A 15639-nucleotide genomic window follows, 5' to 3' on the forward strand; every position below is an offset into this window, starting at 1 on the left:
TATTTTTCGCCCAACAATTTATTTTTAGCCCAACAATGAACGGGCTGCATTTTCGACGGCATCGACTGTGATGTCTTCAACTTGCGGCCCGGCATGCAACAAGACATGGCGCACTAATGGATACCAGCGCAAGTACTTTTCTGGCCGTGATTCAAACAGCGCGACCACCGGTATCTGCAATGCAGAGCTGACATGTACCGGTGAACTATCGGCTGAAATCACCATATCCAGCAGACTTATGGCTGCAACAAACTCATCGACGCCGGGGGTGAATAGGCAACGGCCCTGAAAAGAGGCCAACTGTGCTTCACTTGGTGGGTCTGTTGGGTCATACAACACGACGATATCAGCTTGATCACTGAGTTTTTGCGCCAATTGTTGCCATTTCTCCAAACTCCAGCGGCGTTGTGGTGCTTTGTTGGAAATGAACAAGCCAACCCGTGGCCGCTTTTTCTCACCTAATTCTGTGTGCCATTTAGCCTGTAATTGTGGATCTGGATAGATGTGCAGTTGCAATGCGTCGATATCAACTGGCCCTAATTCAGGTACCAGCGCGAAACCTGAGAGTGCCTCATGGCGTATTGGCCGGTTGGTAACATGGTCAGGATTGCGATCGTCGAACTCACTTTCAGTGGTATGCCAGCGACAATCCGTAGCACCCAGTAGTTTGGCGAACTGAATGCTGTTTTTGTTCATGCCGCCATTAGGAATAATCAGCAGATCAAAGTGCAATCGCCGTAATCGCCGAATCAGTGCCAGACGGTTAACGAGCGCCTTAATTCTGCCAGGCTGCTGATTCCTTTCACATTGCTTACTGTAAACATAGGTGTGAACCGCAGTAATATCAGGGTTACGAGCCAATACCGCCTGATTGTATTTGTTCGCTAATACATGAATCTCTGCTGCGGGCCAACGTTGCTTGAGTGCATGCAACAACGCTGTGGTACAGACCATATCACCAAGGAAATCTATCCGGATAACCAAAATGCGCTGCATTTACACCTATTCCTACCGAAAATTTATTGCCTATTAGACACTAAAACCTTCTAAGTATTCACGGAAATAAGTATAAGTTGTCTATCTATTTCTATGGGTTATGATTTTGTTGTGCTAAACGTGCCAAAATCACGGAACAACGTAATGCCCGCCAAAATTCATGGATATTACTCGCACCCCGATACAGAGCCGAGGGTAAACCGAGCTCCCGAAACTCAATAGCTAACGCTGTACGCTCTGGTGACGGGGGTAATCTCTTACGCATTAGCCCTAAAAAATGGCCGCTCTCTTGATTGGCGTGACGTAACAACGCAGCGCGTAAAGGTAGCTCTTGCGTTCTGGCAAGGCTAACTAACGCTTTGATAATATGGAGATAGCTATTGGCGCGAGCTAATAAGGCTTGGGTTGATGGAGAGTGGGTGATTGATTGCGGATTAGTACGATAACCATAGAATGGCGTTTCACAGAAACCGATACGCCGGGTGACAAGAGCCAGATGAGTCGTCCACAGAATATCTTCATGGAGCATTTTGGGGATGAATACCAACTGGTGGGTATTAATGAGTTCGCGGCGAATTAATTGCAGCCATGCGTAATGTGGCCATTCATTATGCTCAACACTGCGGATAATCCATTGTTGGCCGCTAAGTGTTTGACCCCACAATTGTTTATGTAACAAAGGGCTCTCCGGAGGGAAATAAGGGTCAGTGGTAAAGCTGAAACCATTTCCTACCAGTAAATCTAGCTGTTGTTGCTCAGCTTGCCGCAACCAAGTCAATAATGCATTGGGCGCAAGCCAATCATCACCGTCCGCAAAAGCAACCCAGCGCGCGCTGGCCCGGCTTATACCAGCATTACGAGCAGCAGAAAGCCCTTGATTGGGTTGACTAATAATGACCAGCCGTGGGTCAAGGTGTGCCGCGTTTTCTAAAATCGCCAGACTATTATCGGTTGAGCCATCATTAACGGCGATGATTTCCAATGACACACCAGACTGCTGGTACAGTGAATCTAAGAGTAGTGCGAGATAAGCGCCGCAATTAAATACCGGCACTATCACGCTAATATCCTTATTACTCATAACCTTATTATCCTTAATGAGGTGTTTTTTTGAAAAGCGGGTTACCCTGCTTCAAACAGCTTGGTGAGATTCTCCAACTGCTCTTGCGCATCCAGCCACTGCATTTCAGTCTCTTCCAGCTTGGATTTCACTTGTGTTTGCTGTTGCAGACACTGGGTTAAATCAGCCTTGCGGGAAATATCGTAGAGGGCAGAATCTGCCAAGCGCTCTTCGATTGTTGCCAGCTCGCTGCCGAGCTTATCCATCTGTTTTTCCAGCGTCATGATTTGCTTACGCAATGGCTGGGTTTGGCTGCGGAACTCAGCATCACGGCGTTTTTGGTCTTTGCGCTGCTGCGCACTGTTGCCGGACAACTCTTTGGCTGGATTATCCTGTTGGCTTTGCTGGCGCTGTAGATCCACCAGAAACTGTTGATAATCTTCCAGATCACCGTCGAACTGCTCTACTTTGCCATCATGCACCAGATAAAGATCATCAGTGGTGGATCGCAGTAAATGACGATCATGGGAAACCACCACCAATGCACCTTCGAAATCAATCAATGCCTCGGTCAGAGCCTGGCGCATATCAAGATCCAGATGGTTAGTCGGTTCATCGAGCAGCAGTAGGTTAGGGCGCTGCCAGATGATCAGAGCCAACACCAGACGCGCTTTTTCACCGCCGGAAAAACGGGCTGTCGGGTCGGTAACCTGATCGCCCTGAAAACCGTAACCCCCCAGATAATCACGTAGCTGTTGCTCCGGCTCTTTGGGGGCCAGTCGGCTCATATGTTGTAGTGGAGATTCATCTGCTCGTAAGAATTCAAGCTGATGCTGGGCGAAGTAACCCAATTTAATCCCTTTGGACAGGCCGATTTCACCACTTTGTGGTTCCAATGTTCCGGCTAGCAGCTTGATCAGGGTGGATTTACCCGCTCCGTTGCGGCCTAACAAACCAATGCGTGAGCCAGGCACCAGATTGAGCTTAATGGACTCTAAAATCGTACGATCGCCATAACCAGCACTGACTTTGTCCATGCGTAACAGTGGATCAGGCAAGCTCTCTGGTGTGCGGAAACTGAAATGAAACGGGTTATCTACATGTGCCGGAGCAATCAGTTCCATCCGTTCCAACATTTTAATGCGACTTTGGGCCTGCTTGGCTTTGGTCGCTTGGGCACGGAAGCGGTCAATGTAACTTTGCAGATGCGCAACTTTCTCTTGTTGATGCTGATACATCGATTGTTGCTGTGACAGTTTGGTGGCGCGCTGACGTTCAAAGGATGAATAGTTACCTGTGTATTCATTCAGCGTCTGCTGTTCAATATGCAGAATTTTATCGATAATAGGATCAAGGAAATCGCGGTCATGGGAAATCAACACCAGTGTGCCGGAGTAGTTTTTCAACCATTTTTCCAGCCAGATCACGGCGTCCAAATCCAAATGGTTGGTCGGTTCATCCAGTAACAATAGATCGGAGCGACAAATCAGTGCTTGTGCCAGGTTAAGGCGCATTCGCCAACCACCTGAAAATGAGCGCACAGGCTGCTGTAAACTTTCTTGAGAAAACCCCAATCCGTGTAGCAAACTGGCAGCACGGGATTGAATGGTCCAGGCGTGGATGGCATCGAGCTTGCCGTGCACGGTTGCAATGGCATGACCATCATTTTTTTCATTGGCGGCCTGAAGTTCGGCCTCCAATTGGCGATATTCGCGGTCACCGTCGATAACATACTCTATCGCCGGCACATCCAGTGCAGGGGTTTCTTGGTTGACCCACGCCAGTGCCCAGTTACTGGGAAAAGTAGCATTACCGCCATCGGCGCTCAGTTCGCCTTTGAGCAACGCCAGCAGAGTAGATTTACCACAGCCGTTTTTACCGACCAGCCCGACCTTTTGCCCAGGGTTAATCGTTGCTGTTGCATTATCCAGCAAGACGCGAGTACCACGTCGAATTTGTAGCGAGGAAAAAACAATCATAGAGTGCCGTATGTTTAGAGTATGTTAAATTATCCCGTCATACTTCAAGTCGCATGTGCGTTGGCTACGCTCAATAACCCGAATCACTTACAACACAGTAAGCTCATCGGGATTTTCTCGCTTGCCGCCTTCCTGCCACTCGAATTATTTAGGGTATTTATCTCCCAGGGTTCTTGAGGTTGCCAACTGACAACACCAATGACTGTGGGTACAAATCTTAGTCTTTTTTGGTCTTTGCGAAGCATGGTAACGGAAAAACCGGACCCTGACGACGCTTTGGAGGGGAATGATGTCGCAGCCACCGAAGGTTTTGCTGTTGTATGCCCATCCTGAGTCACAAGACTCGGTGGCTAATCGGGTTTTGCTGCAACCGGTGCAGCAATTAGAACATGTCACTGTGCACGACCTATATGCACATTATCCAGATTTTTTTATTGATATTCACTATGAGCAGCAGTTGCTGCGTGAACATCAAATTATCGTCTTTCAACATCCTCTCTATACCTACAGTTGCCCGGCTTTGCTGAAAGAATGGTTGGATCGCGTGCTGGCGCGTGGCTTTGCCAATGGGGTGGGGGGGCATGCACTGACCGGTAAATACTGGCGTTCAGTGATTACCACTGGCGAGCCGGAGGGCGCTTATCGGGCGGGGGGGTATAACCGCTATCCAATGGAAGATATTTTGCGGCCTTTTGAATTGACCGCAGCTATGTGTCATATGCATTGGATGAGTCCGATGATTATTTACTGGGCGCGGCGACAAAAGCCGGAAGTTCTGGCTAGCCATGCACAAGCTTATGCGCAGTGGTTGCAGTCACCGCTAGCTACAGGAGGGCACTAAATATGGAAGGCTCGGCGCTACTGACCGCGATTTTATTATTTCTATTTGCCGCTGTGGTGGCGGTTCCTATTGCGCAGCGCCTGGGGATCGGTGCGGTATTGGGTTACCTGATAGCCGGTATCGCCATCGGCCCGTGGGGATTGGGGTTTATTCGTGATGTCGACGAAATCCTCCACTTCTCCGAACTAGGTGTTGTCTTCCTGATGTTTATCATTGGCTTGGAATTGAACCCAGCCAAGCTTTGGCAGTTGCGGCGCTCTATTTTTGGTGTCGGTGCAGGTCAGGTGGTAATAACCGCTACAGTATTAGGGGCATTGCTCTATTTCACCCAATTTGCCTGGCAAGCCGCAGTGATTGGTGGTATCGGTTTGGCCATGTCGTCAACGGCAATGGCATTACAGCTGATGCGCGAAAAAGGGATGAACCGCAATGAAGGCGGTCAGCTCGGTTTCTCGGTCTTACTATTCCAGGATATGGCGGTTATCCCGGCTTTGGCACTGATTCCTATTTTGGCTGGTGGCGGTGGTGCTGCTAATGATTGGGTCAAGATTGGTATTAAAGTTGCGGCTTTTGCCGGTATGTTGATTGGTGGCCGATATTTGCTGCGCCCGTTGTTTCGCTACATTGTGGCCTCAGGCGTGCGCGAGGTTTTCACCGCTGCGGCTTTGCTGGTGGTGTTAGGTTCGGCACTGTTTATGGATGCTTTGGGCTTGTCTATGGCGTTGGGGACATTTATCGCGGGTATCTTATTGGCGGAAAGTGAATTCCAGCATGAACTGGAAATCGCTATCGAACCCTTTAAGGGCTTGCTGCTCGGGCTATTTTTCATCTCAGTCGGGATGGCCTTGAACCTTGGTGTTCTGTTTACTCATCTGCTCGATGTCCTGTTAGGCGTTCTGGCGCTGGTCTTTATCAAAGGTACGGTGCTGTATGGCCTGGCGCGAACATTTGGTTTGCGCCGTTCGGTACGCCTGCAATTTGCTGGTGTGCTGAGTCAGGGCGGTGAATTCGCTTTCGTCTTATTCTCTGCGGCATTCTCTCAACACGTTTTAAATGCCGAACAACTGGCGTTGTTGCTGGTGGTGGTCACTCTGTCAATGATGACCACGCCGTTATTGATGCAGGGTATCGACCGTATTTTGGTGCGTCGTTACAACGCGCAAGAGGAGAGCGACGAGAAACCCTTTGTTGAAGACAATGATCCACAGGTGATTATTGTGGGCTTTGGGCGCTTTGGTCAGGTGATTGGCCGCTTACTGATGGCGAACAAAATGCGCATTACCGTGTTGGAGCGCGATGTCAGTGCGGTCAGTGTGATGCGCAAATACGGCTATAAAGTTTACTATGGTGATGCTACTGAGCTGGAACTGCTACGCGCGGCCGGAGCAGAAAAGGCCAAAGCTATCGTTATTACCTGTAATGAGCCGGAAGACACCATGACGCTCGTACATTTGTGCCAGCAGCATTTCCCGAACCTGCACATTCTGGCCCGAGCCAGAGGGCGTGTTGAAGCCCATGAACTGCTGCAAAATGGTGTCAAAGACTTTACGCGCGAAACCTTCTCCAGTGCGCTGGAACTGGGGCGTAAAACATTGCTGGGATTAGGTATGCACCCCCATCAGGCCTATCGCGCGCAGCAACATTTTCGGCGGCTTGATATGCGAATGTTGCGTGAACTGGTGCCGCAGCATCATGGTGATGTGGCGCAAATTTCCAGAGTTAAAGAAGCCCGCCGTGAACTGGAAGATATTTTCCAACGAGAAATGCTGCATGAAAGTCGGCAGTTAGATGGCTGGGATGAATACGAATAATGCCGGAGAAAATGATGACAAACGATCTTAATAAAACAAAAACCCGTAAAAGATTCATTGCCGGTGCTGTTTGTCCACAGTGTAAGGCATTGGATACATTGGCTTTGTGGCGTGAAGATCAGGTTGAAGTGGTGGAGTGTGTTAAGTGCGGTCACCATCAACGTCAAACGGATGAGCAGGTTAAGAAACATGTCCGGCCACATGAACAAGTGATCGGTATTTTCCATCCGGAGTAGCGTTATCCTTCGCGATTTTTTATGCTGGTGAGTACAGCGGTGCAGATTTCCGCTACAATCTGTGCCAATTTTTGTTCCAAGGGTAGGAGATATCATGAAAGTAGCAAAAGACTTGGTGGTCAGCCTGGCTTACCAGGTACGTACAGAAGACGGTGTTTTAGTTGATGAGTCTCCGGTGAGCGCGCCGTTGGACTACCTGCACGGACACGGTTCCCTGATCGCTGGTTTGGAAAAAGCGCTCGAAGGCCACGAAGCTGGCGACAGCTTTGATGTGCGTGTGAATGCTGACGAAGGTTACGGCAGCTATGATGAAAATCTGGTGCAGCGCGTACCAAAAGACGTCTTTATGGGCGTTGATGAGTTGGAAGTTGGCATGCGTTTTCTTGCTGATACCGATCAAGGTCCAGTACCGGTCGAAATCACTGCTGTTGAAGATGAGCATGTTGTGGTTGATGGTAACCACATGCTGGCGGGTCAGGATTTAAACTTCCACGTTGAAGTGGTTGCTATCCGTGAAGCAACAGAAGAAGAGCTGCAACATGGTCACGTACATGGTGAACATGATCATCACCATGAACATGGTGACGGTTGCTGCGGCGGCCACGGCCATGATGAAAGTGACCACGGTCATGAACATGGCAAAGGTGGTTGTGGTAAAGGCGGCTGTGGCTGTCACTAAAATCTGACCTGTTACTAAAATTTGACATGGTCAGTCAAAAGCCAGCCTCGCGGCTGGCTTTTTGCTTAATAGTGGGGCGGCGGCGGCTCTTCTGCTGGCGAAGCCATCATGGATGACTGAGATTCTCGTAGTTTATCGGTCAATAAACGTAGATGCTCCCGCAGTTTGGTCATTTCCATCTGATGCTCCGTCACGATCAAATTGAGTTCCTCAATTGTCACTTCCTGAAATGCCAGACGGCTTTCCAGCATTTCCAGCCGTTGTTCAAACAGGGATTGTTCCATCTTAATTTCCTCTCATGACTGCAAACCATACCCTTTGGTCACTTCCCATCTGGTGATAACATGGAAAAGGTAGGGAGGGTTGATTCTACCTGTAAAACTCCATGATTACCCCGCAAGGGTCAAGATATCGATAAAACGAAACTTCTTGTAGTAAAAAAAGTCTTAATATCACTTAATAGCATCAGCATAGAGATTGTTTTGTGTTCGCACAGACAGTTATAGTACAAGTTACTCTTATAATCGTTGCTTGGGGTAAGTGTCCTTAAGCCAATGGAGAAATGGATGAAATCACTGTTTAAAGTAACGCTACTGGCTACCACCATGGCGCTGACCCTGAATACCTCTGCGGCTTTCGCTGCTGAAACAGCTAAAGCTGCTGATGCGGCTGCAACGACAAACAGCGCATTTAAGAATGATGACCAGCAATCTGCATATGCATTAGGTGCATCATTAGGGCGTTATATGGATAACTCCCTGAAAGAGCAAGAGAAACTAGGTATTAAACTGGATAAAGACCAGTTGATCGCCGGTGTTCAGGACGCGTTTGCCAGCAAAAGCAAACTGACCGACGAAGAAATCGAAAAAACCTTACAAGGTTTTGAAGCGCGCGTAAAAGCTTCTGCTCAAGCCAAAATGGAGCAGGATGCTAAAGAAAACGCCGATAAAGGCGCTAAGTACCGCGAAACTTTCGCTAAAGAAAAAGATGTGAAGAAAACGGCATCTGGTCTGCTGTACAAAGTAGAGAAAGCCGGTACCGGTGATGCACCAAAAGACAGTGATACCGTGGTAGTTAACTACAAAGGGACACTGACTGATGGTACTGAGTTTGATAACTCCTACAAACGCGGTGAGCCACTGTCTTTCCGTCTTGATGGCGTTATCCCAGGCTGGACCGAAGGCCTGAAGCAAATCAAGAAAGGCGGCAAGATCACTCTGGTTATCCCACCAGAACTAGCTTATGGCAAAACTGGCGTCCCAGGCATCCCTGCTAACTCTACTCTGGTATTTGATGTAGAGCTGTTGGATGTTAAAGCGGCACCTAAAGCTGATGCCCAAGAAGAACAGCCAGCTGCTGCGGACGCAAAAGCTAAGAAGTAATTTAGCTTATTCGCTGTCGTAGCTGAGTACTGGTTATACTGATGACCGCCGCGATAATTGTCGTGGCGGTTTTTTTTTCGGTATATCAATTTGCACTTCTGCTCGTTGATAACTTGACGATTTATGGCTTGTGGGCTTAACGTCAAGATCACGCGCGAACGCAAGGATTTTATCTCGGCATATTTGCTAGACTTAAAATTCAGGATATTGAGTTATGAGTCTGCCAACGGTATTGAGACAGGCTTTACGTAGAGGATGGTGTCTTCGATGTCTAATTCGCTTCTCAGTAGCGAAACCAGTGAACTGGATTTACTGGATGAACGTCCGTTCAGTCAGACGGACCATGAAATACTCAAATCATACGAAGCTATCGTTGATGGCTTGGCGATGCTTATTGGCAGCCATTGTGAAATTGTCCTGCATTCACTGGAAGACCTGAAAAGCTCAGCGGTAAGAATTGCGAATGGCGAACACACAGGCCGACAGATTGGTTCTCCTATAACTGACCTTGCGCTGCGGATGCTGCATGATATGGCCGGTGCCGACAGCAGTGTTTCAAGAGCTTATTTCACGCGCGCCAAAAGTGGTGTGTTGATGAAATCTGTTACTATCGCAATCCGAAACCGCGACCAGCGTGTTATCGGGCTGTTATGCATCAACATGAATCTGGATGTGCCTTTCTCGCAAATCATTCAGACGTTTATGCCGCCGGAAACACAAGAAGTTCCTTCCTCAGTCAATTTTGCCTCATCAGTTGATGACCTGGTGGCACAGACACTGGAGTTCACCATCGAGGAAGTGAATGCCGATCGCAATGTTTCAAACAATGCGAAAAACCGTCAGGTGGTGCTCAACCTTTACGAAAAAGGTATTTTTGATATCAAAGATGCTATCAACCAGGTTGCTGAACGGCTAAATATTTCTAAGCACACGGTTTATCTCTACATTCGCCAATTCAAAAGCGGTGATCTTGTGGGGCATGAGCGTTAATGTCGGGCGTGAAATACTGCCTGATGGTCACGGGGCCAGCCTATGGCACCCAGCAGGCCAGCAGTGCCTATCAGTTTGCACAAGCGCTGATAAACTCAGGTCACCATTTGGTTAGTGTTTTTTTCTATCGCGAAGGCGTTTTGAATGCTAACCAATTAACCGCCCCTGCCAATGATGAATTTGACTTGGTTCGCGCATGGCAACAATTAGCGAACGAGCATGCTGTCATATTGAATGTGTGTGTGGCGGCGGCATTGCGCCGTGGTGTTACTGACCAACATGAAGCCGAGCAACTCAATTTGGTGGCGGCAAATCTGCAACCCGGTTTTACTTTGAGTGGGCTGGGTGCGTTGGCAGAAGCAGCATTAACCTGTGACCGTATGGTGCAATTTTAATGGCAATGAAATGTGTCGCTTTTGTTTTCACCCAAGGCCCGCATGGTAATTCAGCTGGGCGCGAGGGGCTGGATGCTTTGCTGGCAACATCTGCACTGAGTGAAAACCTGGGCGTATTCTTCCTTTCCGATGGTGTATTGCAATTACTCCCACAGCAGCAGCCAGAAAAAATTCTCGCCAGAAACTATATTGCTACTTTCGGTGTCTTACCGCTGTACGATGTCGAGAATTTTTATATTTGTGAAGACTCATTACAGCAGCGCGGATTGAGTGAAGTGACGGATTGGATACTTGATGTCGAGGTATTATCTCCGGTAAATTTGCGTCGCCAATTGGCAAATTATGATGTTGTGCTGACTTTTTAATGAGGTTTGGGTAGCCATAATGCTGTTTACCGTCAGTCATTCCCCTTATCACTGCGATTTATCTGCATTGCTGAGATTGGTCACATCTGAAGATGCGATTCTATTTCTGCAAGATGGCGTAATGGCAGTTTTGAAAAACAGTGAAAGTCTTAACTTATTGTTAAATAACCCGGCTTCGCTATTTGTATTGGAAGATGATGTTATTGCGCGCGGTTTATGTGGTCAAATTTCAGACAGCGCGATGCTAATCGGCTATACTCACTTCGTGGATTTGACCCTAAAACATCAGCAACAACTGGCATGGTAATGCAGTCAATGCTGTATATTTCTTGACACCTTAGATAGTCAGCCATAAAATTCTGCGTCCTCGTTCTCTGCCAGTAGTGCAAACGAGGGGGATTTATCACGTGTTTACGAAGCAAAAAACCAGGAGCTTTTTTAATAATGGCAACGATTAACCAGCTGGTTCGCAAGCCACGCAGCATGAAGGTTGCTAAAAGCAACGTTCCTGCGCTGGAAGCATGCCCGCAGAAACGTGGTGTATGTACCCGCGTATATACCACCACTCCGAAAAAACCTAACTCCGCACTGCGTAAAGTTTGCCGTGTGCGTTTAACTAACGGTTTTGAAGTCACCTCCTACATCGGCGGTGAAGGTCATAACCTTCAGGAACACTCCGTGATCCTGATCCGTGGCGGTCGTGTTAAAGACTTGCCAGGTGTGCGTTACCACACCGTTCGCGGCGCGCTTGACTGCTCAGGTGTTAAAGACCGTAAGCAATCACGTTCTAAGTACGGCGTGAAGAAGCCAAAGGCTTAATGGTTCTCCGTTAAGTAAGGCCAAACATTTTCACATTAATGTCAAAATAAACTCTTAGAGTTTTGGACAACCCTGAATTAACAACGGAGTATTTCCATGCCACGTCGTCGTGTAATTGGCCAGCGTAAAATTTTACCGGATCCTAAGTTCGGATCTGAATTGCTGGCTAAATTTGTAAATATCCTGATGGTAGATGGTAAAAAATCTACTGCAGAAGCAATCGTCTATACCGCGCTGGAGACCCTGGCTCAGCGTTCAGGTAAAGATTTTCTGGAAGCTTTCGAAGTAGCTCTGGATAACGTGCGCCCGACTGTCGAAGTTAAGTCTCGCCGCGTTGGTGGTTCTACTTATCAGGTACCAGTTGAAGTTCGTCCGGTTCGCCGTAATGCTTTGGCAATGCGTTGGATCGTTGATGCTGCTCGTAAACGCGGTGATAAATCCATGGCTTTGCGCTTGGCGAATGAACTGTCTGACGCAGCAGAGAACAAAGGTTCTGCTGTTAAGAAACGTGAAGACGTTCACCGTATGGCCGAAGCTAACAAGGCGTTCGCGCACTACCGCTGGTAATCACCACGCAGTAGTTATGCTAACCATGCGGGCGCTTTAATAGTTAGCCCGCATGTGTTAACCGAATGAACGTCCTAGGAATAGAGGAATCAAATGGCTCGTAAAACACCCATTGAGCGCTATCGTAATATCGGTATCAGCGCTCACATCGACGCCGGTAAGACAACCACTACCGAACGTATCCTGTTTTACACCGGTGTAAACCATAAAATCGGTGAAGTTCATGACGGCGCAGCCACCATGGACTGGATGGAACAGGAGCAGGAGCGTGGTATTACCATTACTTCTGCGGCTACTACCTGCTTCTGGTCTGGTATGGCTAAACAGTACGAACCACATCACGTCAACATCATTGACACCCCTGGGCACGTTGACTTCACCATCGAAGTAGAACGTTCCATGCGTGTTCTTGACGGTGCGGTAATGGTTTACTGTGCAGTTGGTGGTGTTCAGCCACAGTCTGAGACCGTATGGCGTCAGGCTAACAAATATAAAGTTCCACGCATTGCGTTCGTTAACAAAATGGACCGCATGGGTGCTAACTTCCTGAAAGTTGTTGGTCAGATTAAATCTCGTCTGGGCGCGAATCCAGTTCCATTGCAACTGGCAATCGGCGCGGAAGAGAAATTCACCGGTATTATCGACCTGGTGAAAATGAAAGCGATCAACTGGAACGAAGCTGATCAGGGCGTAACTTTCGAGTACGAAGATATCCCTGCTGATATGGCTGAACTGGCTGCTGAATGGCACCAGAATCTGGTCGAATCTGCTGCAGAAGCATCTGAAGAGCTGATGGACAAATACTTGGGCGGCGAAGAGCTGACCGAAGAAGAAATCAAGAAAGCTCTGCGTCAACGCGTTCTGCGCAATGAAATCATCTTGGTTACCTGTGGTTCTGCGTTTAAGAACAAAGGCGTACAGGCAATGCTGGATGCAGTTATCGACTATCTGCCAGCACCAACTGACGTTGAAGCAATCAACGGTATTTTGGACGATGGTAAAGATACTCCGGCAGTTCGTCACTCAGACGACAAAGAGCCGTTCTCTGCACTGGCGTTCAAAATTGCAACCGACCCGTTTGTGGGTAACTTGACGTTCTTCCGTGTGTACTCTGGCGTTGTTAACTCCGGTGACACCGTGTTGAACTCAGTGCGTTCACAGCGTGAGCGTCTGGGCCGTATCGTACAGATGCACGCCAACAAACGTGAAGAGATCAAAGAAGTTCGTGCTGGCGACATCGCAGCAGCGATTGGTCTGAAAGACGTGACAACTGGTGACACCTTGTGTGACCCAGCTAATCCGATCATCTTGGAACGTATGGAGTTCCCAGAGCCAGTAATCTCTGTTGCCGTTGAACCAAAAACCAAAGCCGACCAAGAAAAAATGGGTATGGCTCTGGGTCGTCTGGCAAAAGAAGATCCATCATTCCGCGTTTGGACTGACGAAGAATCTGGTCAGACTATCATCGCTGGTATGGGTGAGCTGCACTTGGATATCCTGGTTGACCGTATGCGCCGCGAATTTAACGTGGAAGCAAACGTCGGTAAACCTCAGGTTGCATACCGTGAAACTATCCGCGATACCGTTAAGGACGTGGAAGGTAAGCACGCTAAGCAATCAGGCGGTCGTGGTCAGTACGGTCATGTTGTTATCGACATGTCTCCGTTACCACCGGGTGGCGCTGGGTATGAATTCGTCAACGAAATCGTTGGTGGTTCTATTCCTAAAGAGTTCATCCCTGCTGTTGATAAAGGTATCCAGGAACAACTGAAAGCCGGTCCTTTGGCTGGTTACCCGGTTGTTGACGTTAAAATCCGTCTGCACTACGGTTCTTACCATGACGTTGACTCCTCAGAATTGGCGTTTAAATTAGCCGGTTCTATCGCCTTTAAAGAAGGGTTCAAACGAGCTAAACCAGTTCTGCTTGAGCCAATCATGAAGGTTGAAGTCGAAACCCCTGAAGATTACATGGGTGACGTAATGGGCGACCTTAACCGTCGTCGTGGTATCATCGAAGGTATGGAAGATACTGCTACCGGTAAAACCGTTCGCGTCAAGGTTCCGTTGTCTGAAATGTTCGGTTATGCTACTGACCTGCGTTCTCAGACTCAGGGCCGTGCTTCTTACTCCATGGAATTCCTGGAGTATGCTGAAGCACCTAGTAACGTCGCTAAAGCCGTTATCGAAGCCCGTGGCAAATAAGCTTTCGGGTTTAAAACATTGATCCAGTGCTCTCTCATCAGTGGGAGAGCACAAGAGTAAGGAATATAGTCGTGTCTAAAGAAAAATTTGAACGTACCAAACCCCATGTAAACGTCGGTACTATCGGCCACGTTGACCATGGTAAAACTACCCTGACTGCAGCAATCACCACCGTTTTGGCTAAAACCTACGGCGGTAGCGCTCGTGCTTTCGATCAGATCGATAACGCACCAGAAGAAAAAGCACGTGGTATCACCATCAACACTTCTCACGTTGAATATGACACCCCGTCACGTCACTATGCGCACGTTGACTGCCCAGGGCACGCCGACTACGTTAAAAACATGATCACCGGTGCTGCTCAGATGGACGGCGCTATCCTGGTTGTTGCTGCAACTGATGGCCCAATGCCACAGACTCGTGAGCACATCCTGCTGGGTCGTCAGGTTGGCGTTCCTTACATGATCGTATTCATGAACAAATGCGACATGGTTGACGATGAAGAGCTGCTGGAACTGGTAGAAATGGAAGTTCGTGAACTTCTTTCTGCTTACGATTTCCCAGGCGATGACATCCCAGTAGTTAAAGGTTCAGCTCTGAAAGCGCTGGAAGGCGTTAAAGAGTGGGAAGATAAAATCATCGAACTGGCTGGCTACCTGGATACTTACATCCCAGAACCAGAACGTGCGGTTGATAAGCCATTCCTGCTGCCAATCGAAGACGTATTCTCTATCTCAGGCCGTGGTACTGTTGTAACTGGTCGTGTAGAGCGCGGTATCGTTAAAGTTGGTGAAGAAGTAGAAATCGTTGGTATCAAAGATACTGTTAAATCTACTTGTACTGGCGTTGAAATGTTCCGCAAATTGCTGGACGAAGGCCGTGCTGGTGAGAACGTTGGTGTTCTGCTGCGTGGTATCAAACGTGAAGATATCGAACGTGGTCAAGTTCTTGCTAAACCAGGTTCTATCAAGCCACATACTACCTTTGAATCAGAAGTTTATATTCTGAGCAAAGATGAAGGCGGCCGTCATACTCCGTTCTTCAAAGGCTACCGTCCTCAGTTCTACTTCCGTACAACTGACGTAACCGGTACCATCGAACTGCCAGAAGGCGTTGAAATGGTGATGCCAGGTGACAACATCAACATGGTTGTTACTCTGATTCACCCAATCGCAATGGACGACGGTCTGCGTTTCGCAATCCGTGAAGGCGGCCGTACTGTAGGCGCTGGTGTTGTTGCTAAAGTTATCGCTTAATTGTTTTATTGATTAATTATTTTATTGATCAAGTAGAGGGCGCTTCGGCGCCCTTTTTTAT

General features: G+C 48.2%; 17 protein-coding genes. 13 read left to right on the top strand and 4 right to left on the bottom strand.

Features of this window, described 5'->3' with window-relative positions; all coding sequences use genetic code 11:
- Positions 1 to 24: 24 nt before the first annotated feature.
- From QSV56_RS13780 to QSV56_RS13790, 3 genes are all read right to left on the bottom strand, one after another.
- A complete protein-coding gene (locus tag QSV56_RS13780; RefSeq protein WP_046051821.1) occupies positions 25 to 996 on the bottom strand; it encodes a glycosyltransferase family 9 protein in 972 nt (323 codons plus the stop codon).
- 91 nt (positions 997 to 1087) lie between these two features.
- Positions 1088 to 2077, bottom strand: a complete 990-nt coding sequence (locus tag QSV56_RS13785) for a glycosyltransferase (protein ID WP_046051820.1) — start codon at positions 2075 to 2077, stop codon at positions 1088 to 1090.
- Positions 2078 to 2118: 41 nt separating this feature from the next.
- Positions 2119 to 4035, bottom strand: coding sequence for an ABC transporter ATP-binding protein (locus QSV56_RS13790; protein WP_005174650.1), 1917 nt, complete (start codon positions 4033 to 4035; stop codon positions 2119 to 2121).
- 289 nt (positions 4036 to 4324) lie between these two features.
- On the opposite strand from QSV56_RS13790, the gene kefG reads away from it, so the two are divergent.
- The 4 genes from kefG to slyD all read left to right on the top strand — a co-directional run bounded on the left by kefG (position 4325) and on the right by slyD (position 7602).
- Positions 4325 to 4876 (top strand): glutathione-regulated potassium-efflux system ancillary protein KefG, encoded by a 552-nt coding sequence (kefG, locus tag QSV56_RS13795; RefSeq protein ID WP_019081510.1) that lies wholly within the window; start codon positions 4325 to 4327, stop codon positions 4874 to 4876.
- Positions 4877 to 4878: 2 nt separating this feature from the next.
- Positions 4879 to 6687 (top strand): glutathione-regulated potassium-efflux system protein KefB, encoded by a 1809-nt coding sequence (gene kefB, locus QSV56_RS13800; RefSeq protein WP_005174647.1) that lies wholly within the window; start codon positions 4879 to 4881, stop codon positions 6685 to 6687.
- Between the two features lie 14 nt (positions 6688 to 6701).
- Entirely contained in the window at positions 6702 to 6923 is a 222-nt protein-coding gene (locus QSV56_RS13805) for a YheV family putative zinc ribbon protein (protein WP_019084071.1), read from the top strand.
- 94 nt (positions 6924 to 7017) lie between these two features.
- The gene (gene slyD / locus QSV56_RS13810) at positions 7018 to 7602 is read left to right on the top strand and encodes a peptidylprolyl isomerase (protein ID WP_004391442.1); all 585 of its coding nucleotides are present in this window, start codon (positions 7018 to 7020) and stop codon (positions 7600 to 7602) included.
- Positions 7603 to 7667: 65 nt separating this feature from the next.
- On the opposite strand, the gene QSV56_RS13815 is transcribed toward slyD, so the two are convergent.
- The gene (locus tag QSV56_RS13815) at positions 7668 to 7886 is read right to left on the bottom strand and encodes a SlyX family protein (protein WP_005159809.1); all 219 of its coding nucleotides are present in this window, start codon (positions 7884 to 7886) and stop codon (positions 7668 to 7670) included.
- A 282-nt stretch (positions 7887 to 8168) separates the two neighbouring features.
- Between QSV56_RS13815 and fkpA the strand changes: the two genes are divergently transcribed.
- From fkpA to tuf, 9 genes are all read left to right on the top strand, one after another.
- Entirely contained in the window at positions 8169 to 8984 is an 816-nt protein-coding gene (gene fkpA / locus QSV56_RS13820) for an FKBP-type peptidyl-prolyl cis-trans isomerase (protein ID WP_019081508.1), read from the top strand.
- Between the two features lie 267 nt (positions 8985 to 9251).
- Positions 9252 to 9974 (top strand): transcriptional regulator, encoded by a 723-nt coding sequence (locus QSV56_RS13825; protein WP_019084070.1) that lies wholly within the window; start codon positions 9252 to 9254, stop codon positions 9972 to 9974.
- Positions 9974 to 10369 carry a sulfurtransferase complex subunit TusD gene (tusD, locus tag QSV56_RS13830; protein ID WP_221870541.1) on the top strand — a complete coding sequence of 132 codons (396 nt, stop codon included), beginning with the start codon at positions 9974 to 9976 and terminating at the stop codon, positions 10367 to 10369. Before QSV56_RS13825 ends, tusD begins: the two co-directional genes overlap by 1 nt.
- Positions 10369 to 10734 carry a sulfurtransferase complex subunit TusC gene (gene tusC, locus QSV56_RS13835; RefSeq protein WP_019081505.1) on the top strand — a complete coding sequence of 122 codons (366 nt, stop codon included), beginning with the start codon at positions 10369 to 10371 and terminating at the stop codon, positions 10732 to 10734. Before tusD ends, tusC begins: the two co-directional genes overlap by 1 nt.
- A 19-nt stretch (positions 10735 to 10753) precedes the next feature.
- Positions 10754 to 11041: a sulfurtransferase complex subunit TusB gene (gene tusB, locus QSV56_RS13840; protein ID WP_005159826.1), complete on the top strand. Its 288-nt coding sequence runs from the start codon at positions 10754 to 10756 to the stop codon at positions 11039 to 11041.
- A gap of 137 nt (positions 11042 to 11178) precedes the next feature.
- Positions 11179 to 11553 (top strand): 30S ribosomal protein S12, encoded by a 375-nt coding sequence (gene rpsL, locus QSV56_RS13845; RefSeq protein WP_002212323.1) that lies wholly within the window; start codon positions 11179 to 11181, stop codon positions 11551 to 11553.
- A 96-nt stretch (positions 11554 to 11649) separates the two neighbouring features.
- Positions 11650 to 12120 (top strand): 30S ribosomal protein S7, encoded by a 471-nt coding sequence (gene rpsG, locus QSV56_RS13850; RefSeq protein WP_002212324.1) that lies wholly within the window; start codon positions 11650 to 11652, stop codon positions 12118 to 12120.
- Positions 12121 to 12213: 93 nt separating this feature from the next.
- On the top strand, positions 12214 to 14322 hold the full coding sequence (gene fusA, locus QSV56_RS13855) for an elongation factor G (RefSeq protein WP_019084069.1): 2109 nt from the start codon (positions 12214 to 12216) through the stop codon (positions 14320 to 14322).
- 71 nt (positions 14323 to 14393) lie between these two features.
- A complete protein-coding gene (gene tuf, locus QSV56_RS13860) occupies positions 14394 to 15578 on the top strand; it encodes an elongation factor Tu (protein ID WP_004391430.1) in 1185 nt (394 codons plus the stop codon).
- Positions 15579 to 15639 lie beyond the last annotated feature (61 nt).

The sequence above is a fragment of the Yersinia sp. 22-579 genome, from assembly GCF_030433455.1.
GTDB classification, from domain to species: Bacteria; Pseudomonadota; Gammaproteobacteria; order Enterobacterales; family Enterobacteriaceae; genus Yersinia; species Yersinia enterocolitica.

Coding starts and splice junctions, on each gene's coding strand:
- fusA (WP_019084069.1), top strand. CDS start 12,214: ATGGCTCGTAAAACACCCATTGAGCGCTATCGTAATATCGGTATCAGC.
- QSV56_RS13785 (WP_046051820.1), bottom strand. CDS start 2,077: ATGAGTAATAAGGATATTAGCGTGATAGTGCCGGTATTTAATTGCGGC.
- kefB (WP_005174647.1), top strand. CDS start 4,879: ATGGAAGGCTCGGCGCTACTGACCGCGATTTTATTATTTCTATTTGCC.
- rpsL (WP_002212323.1), top strand. CDS start 11,179: ATGGCAACGATTAACCAGCTGGTTCGCAAGCCACGCAGCATGAAGGTT.
- QSV56_RS13805 (WP_019084071.1), top strand. CDS start 6,702: ATGACAAACGATCTTAATAAAACAAAAACCCGTAAAAGATTCATTGCC.
- kefG (WP_019081510.1), top strand. CDS start 4,325: ATGTCGCAGCCACCGAAGGTTTTGCTGTTGTATGCCCATCCTGAGTCA.
- QSV56_RS13815 (WP_005159809.1), bottom strand. CDS start 7,886: ATGGAACAATCCCTGTTTGAACAACGGCTGGAAATGCTGGAAAGCCGT.
- QSV56_RS13790 (WP_005174650.1), bottom strand. CDS start 4,035: ATGATTGTTTTTTCCTCGCTACAAATTCGACGTGGTACTCGCGTCTTG.
- rpsG (WP_002212324.1), top strand. CDS start 11,650: ATGCCACGTCGTCGTGTAATTGGCCAGCGTAAAATTTTACCGGATCCT.
- QSV56_RS13825 (WP_019084070.1), top strand. CDS start 9,252: ATGTCTAATTCGCTTCTCAGTAGCGAAACCAGTGAACTGGATTTACTG.
- fkpA (WP_019081508.1), top strand. CDS start 8,169: ATGAAATCACTGTTTAAAGTAACGCTACTGGCTACCACCATGGCGCTG.
- tusD (WP_221870541.1), top strand. CDS start 9,974: ATGTCGGGCGTGAAATACTGCCTGATGGTCACGGGGCCAGCCTATGGC.
- slyD (WP_004391442.1), top strand. CDS start 7,018: ATGAAAGTAGCAAAAGACTTGGTGGTCAGCCTGGCTTACCAGGTACGT.
- QSV56_RS13780 (WP_046051821.1), bottom strand. CDS start 996: ATGCAGCGCATTTTGGTTATCCGGATAGATTTCCTTGGTGATATGGTC.
- tusC (WP_019081505.1), top strand. CDS start 10,369: ATGGCAATGAAATGTGTCGCTTTTGTTTTCACCCAAGGCCCGCATGGT.
- tusB (WP_005159826.1), top strand. CDS start 10,754: ATGCTGTTTACCGTCAGTCATTCCCCTTATCACTGCGATTTATCTGCA.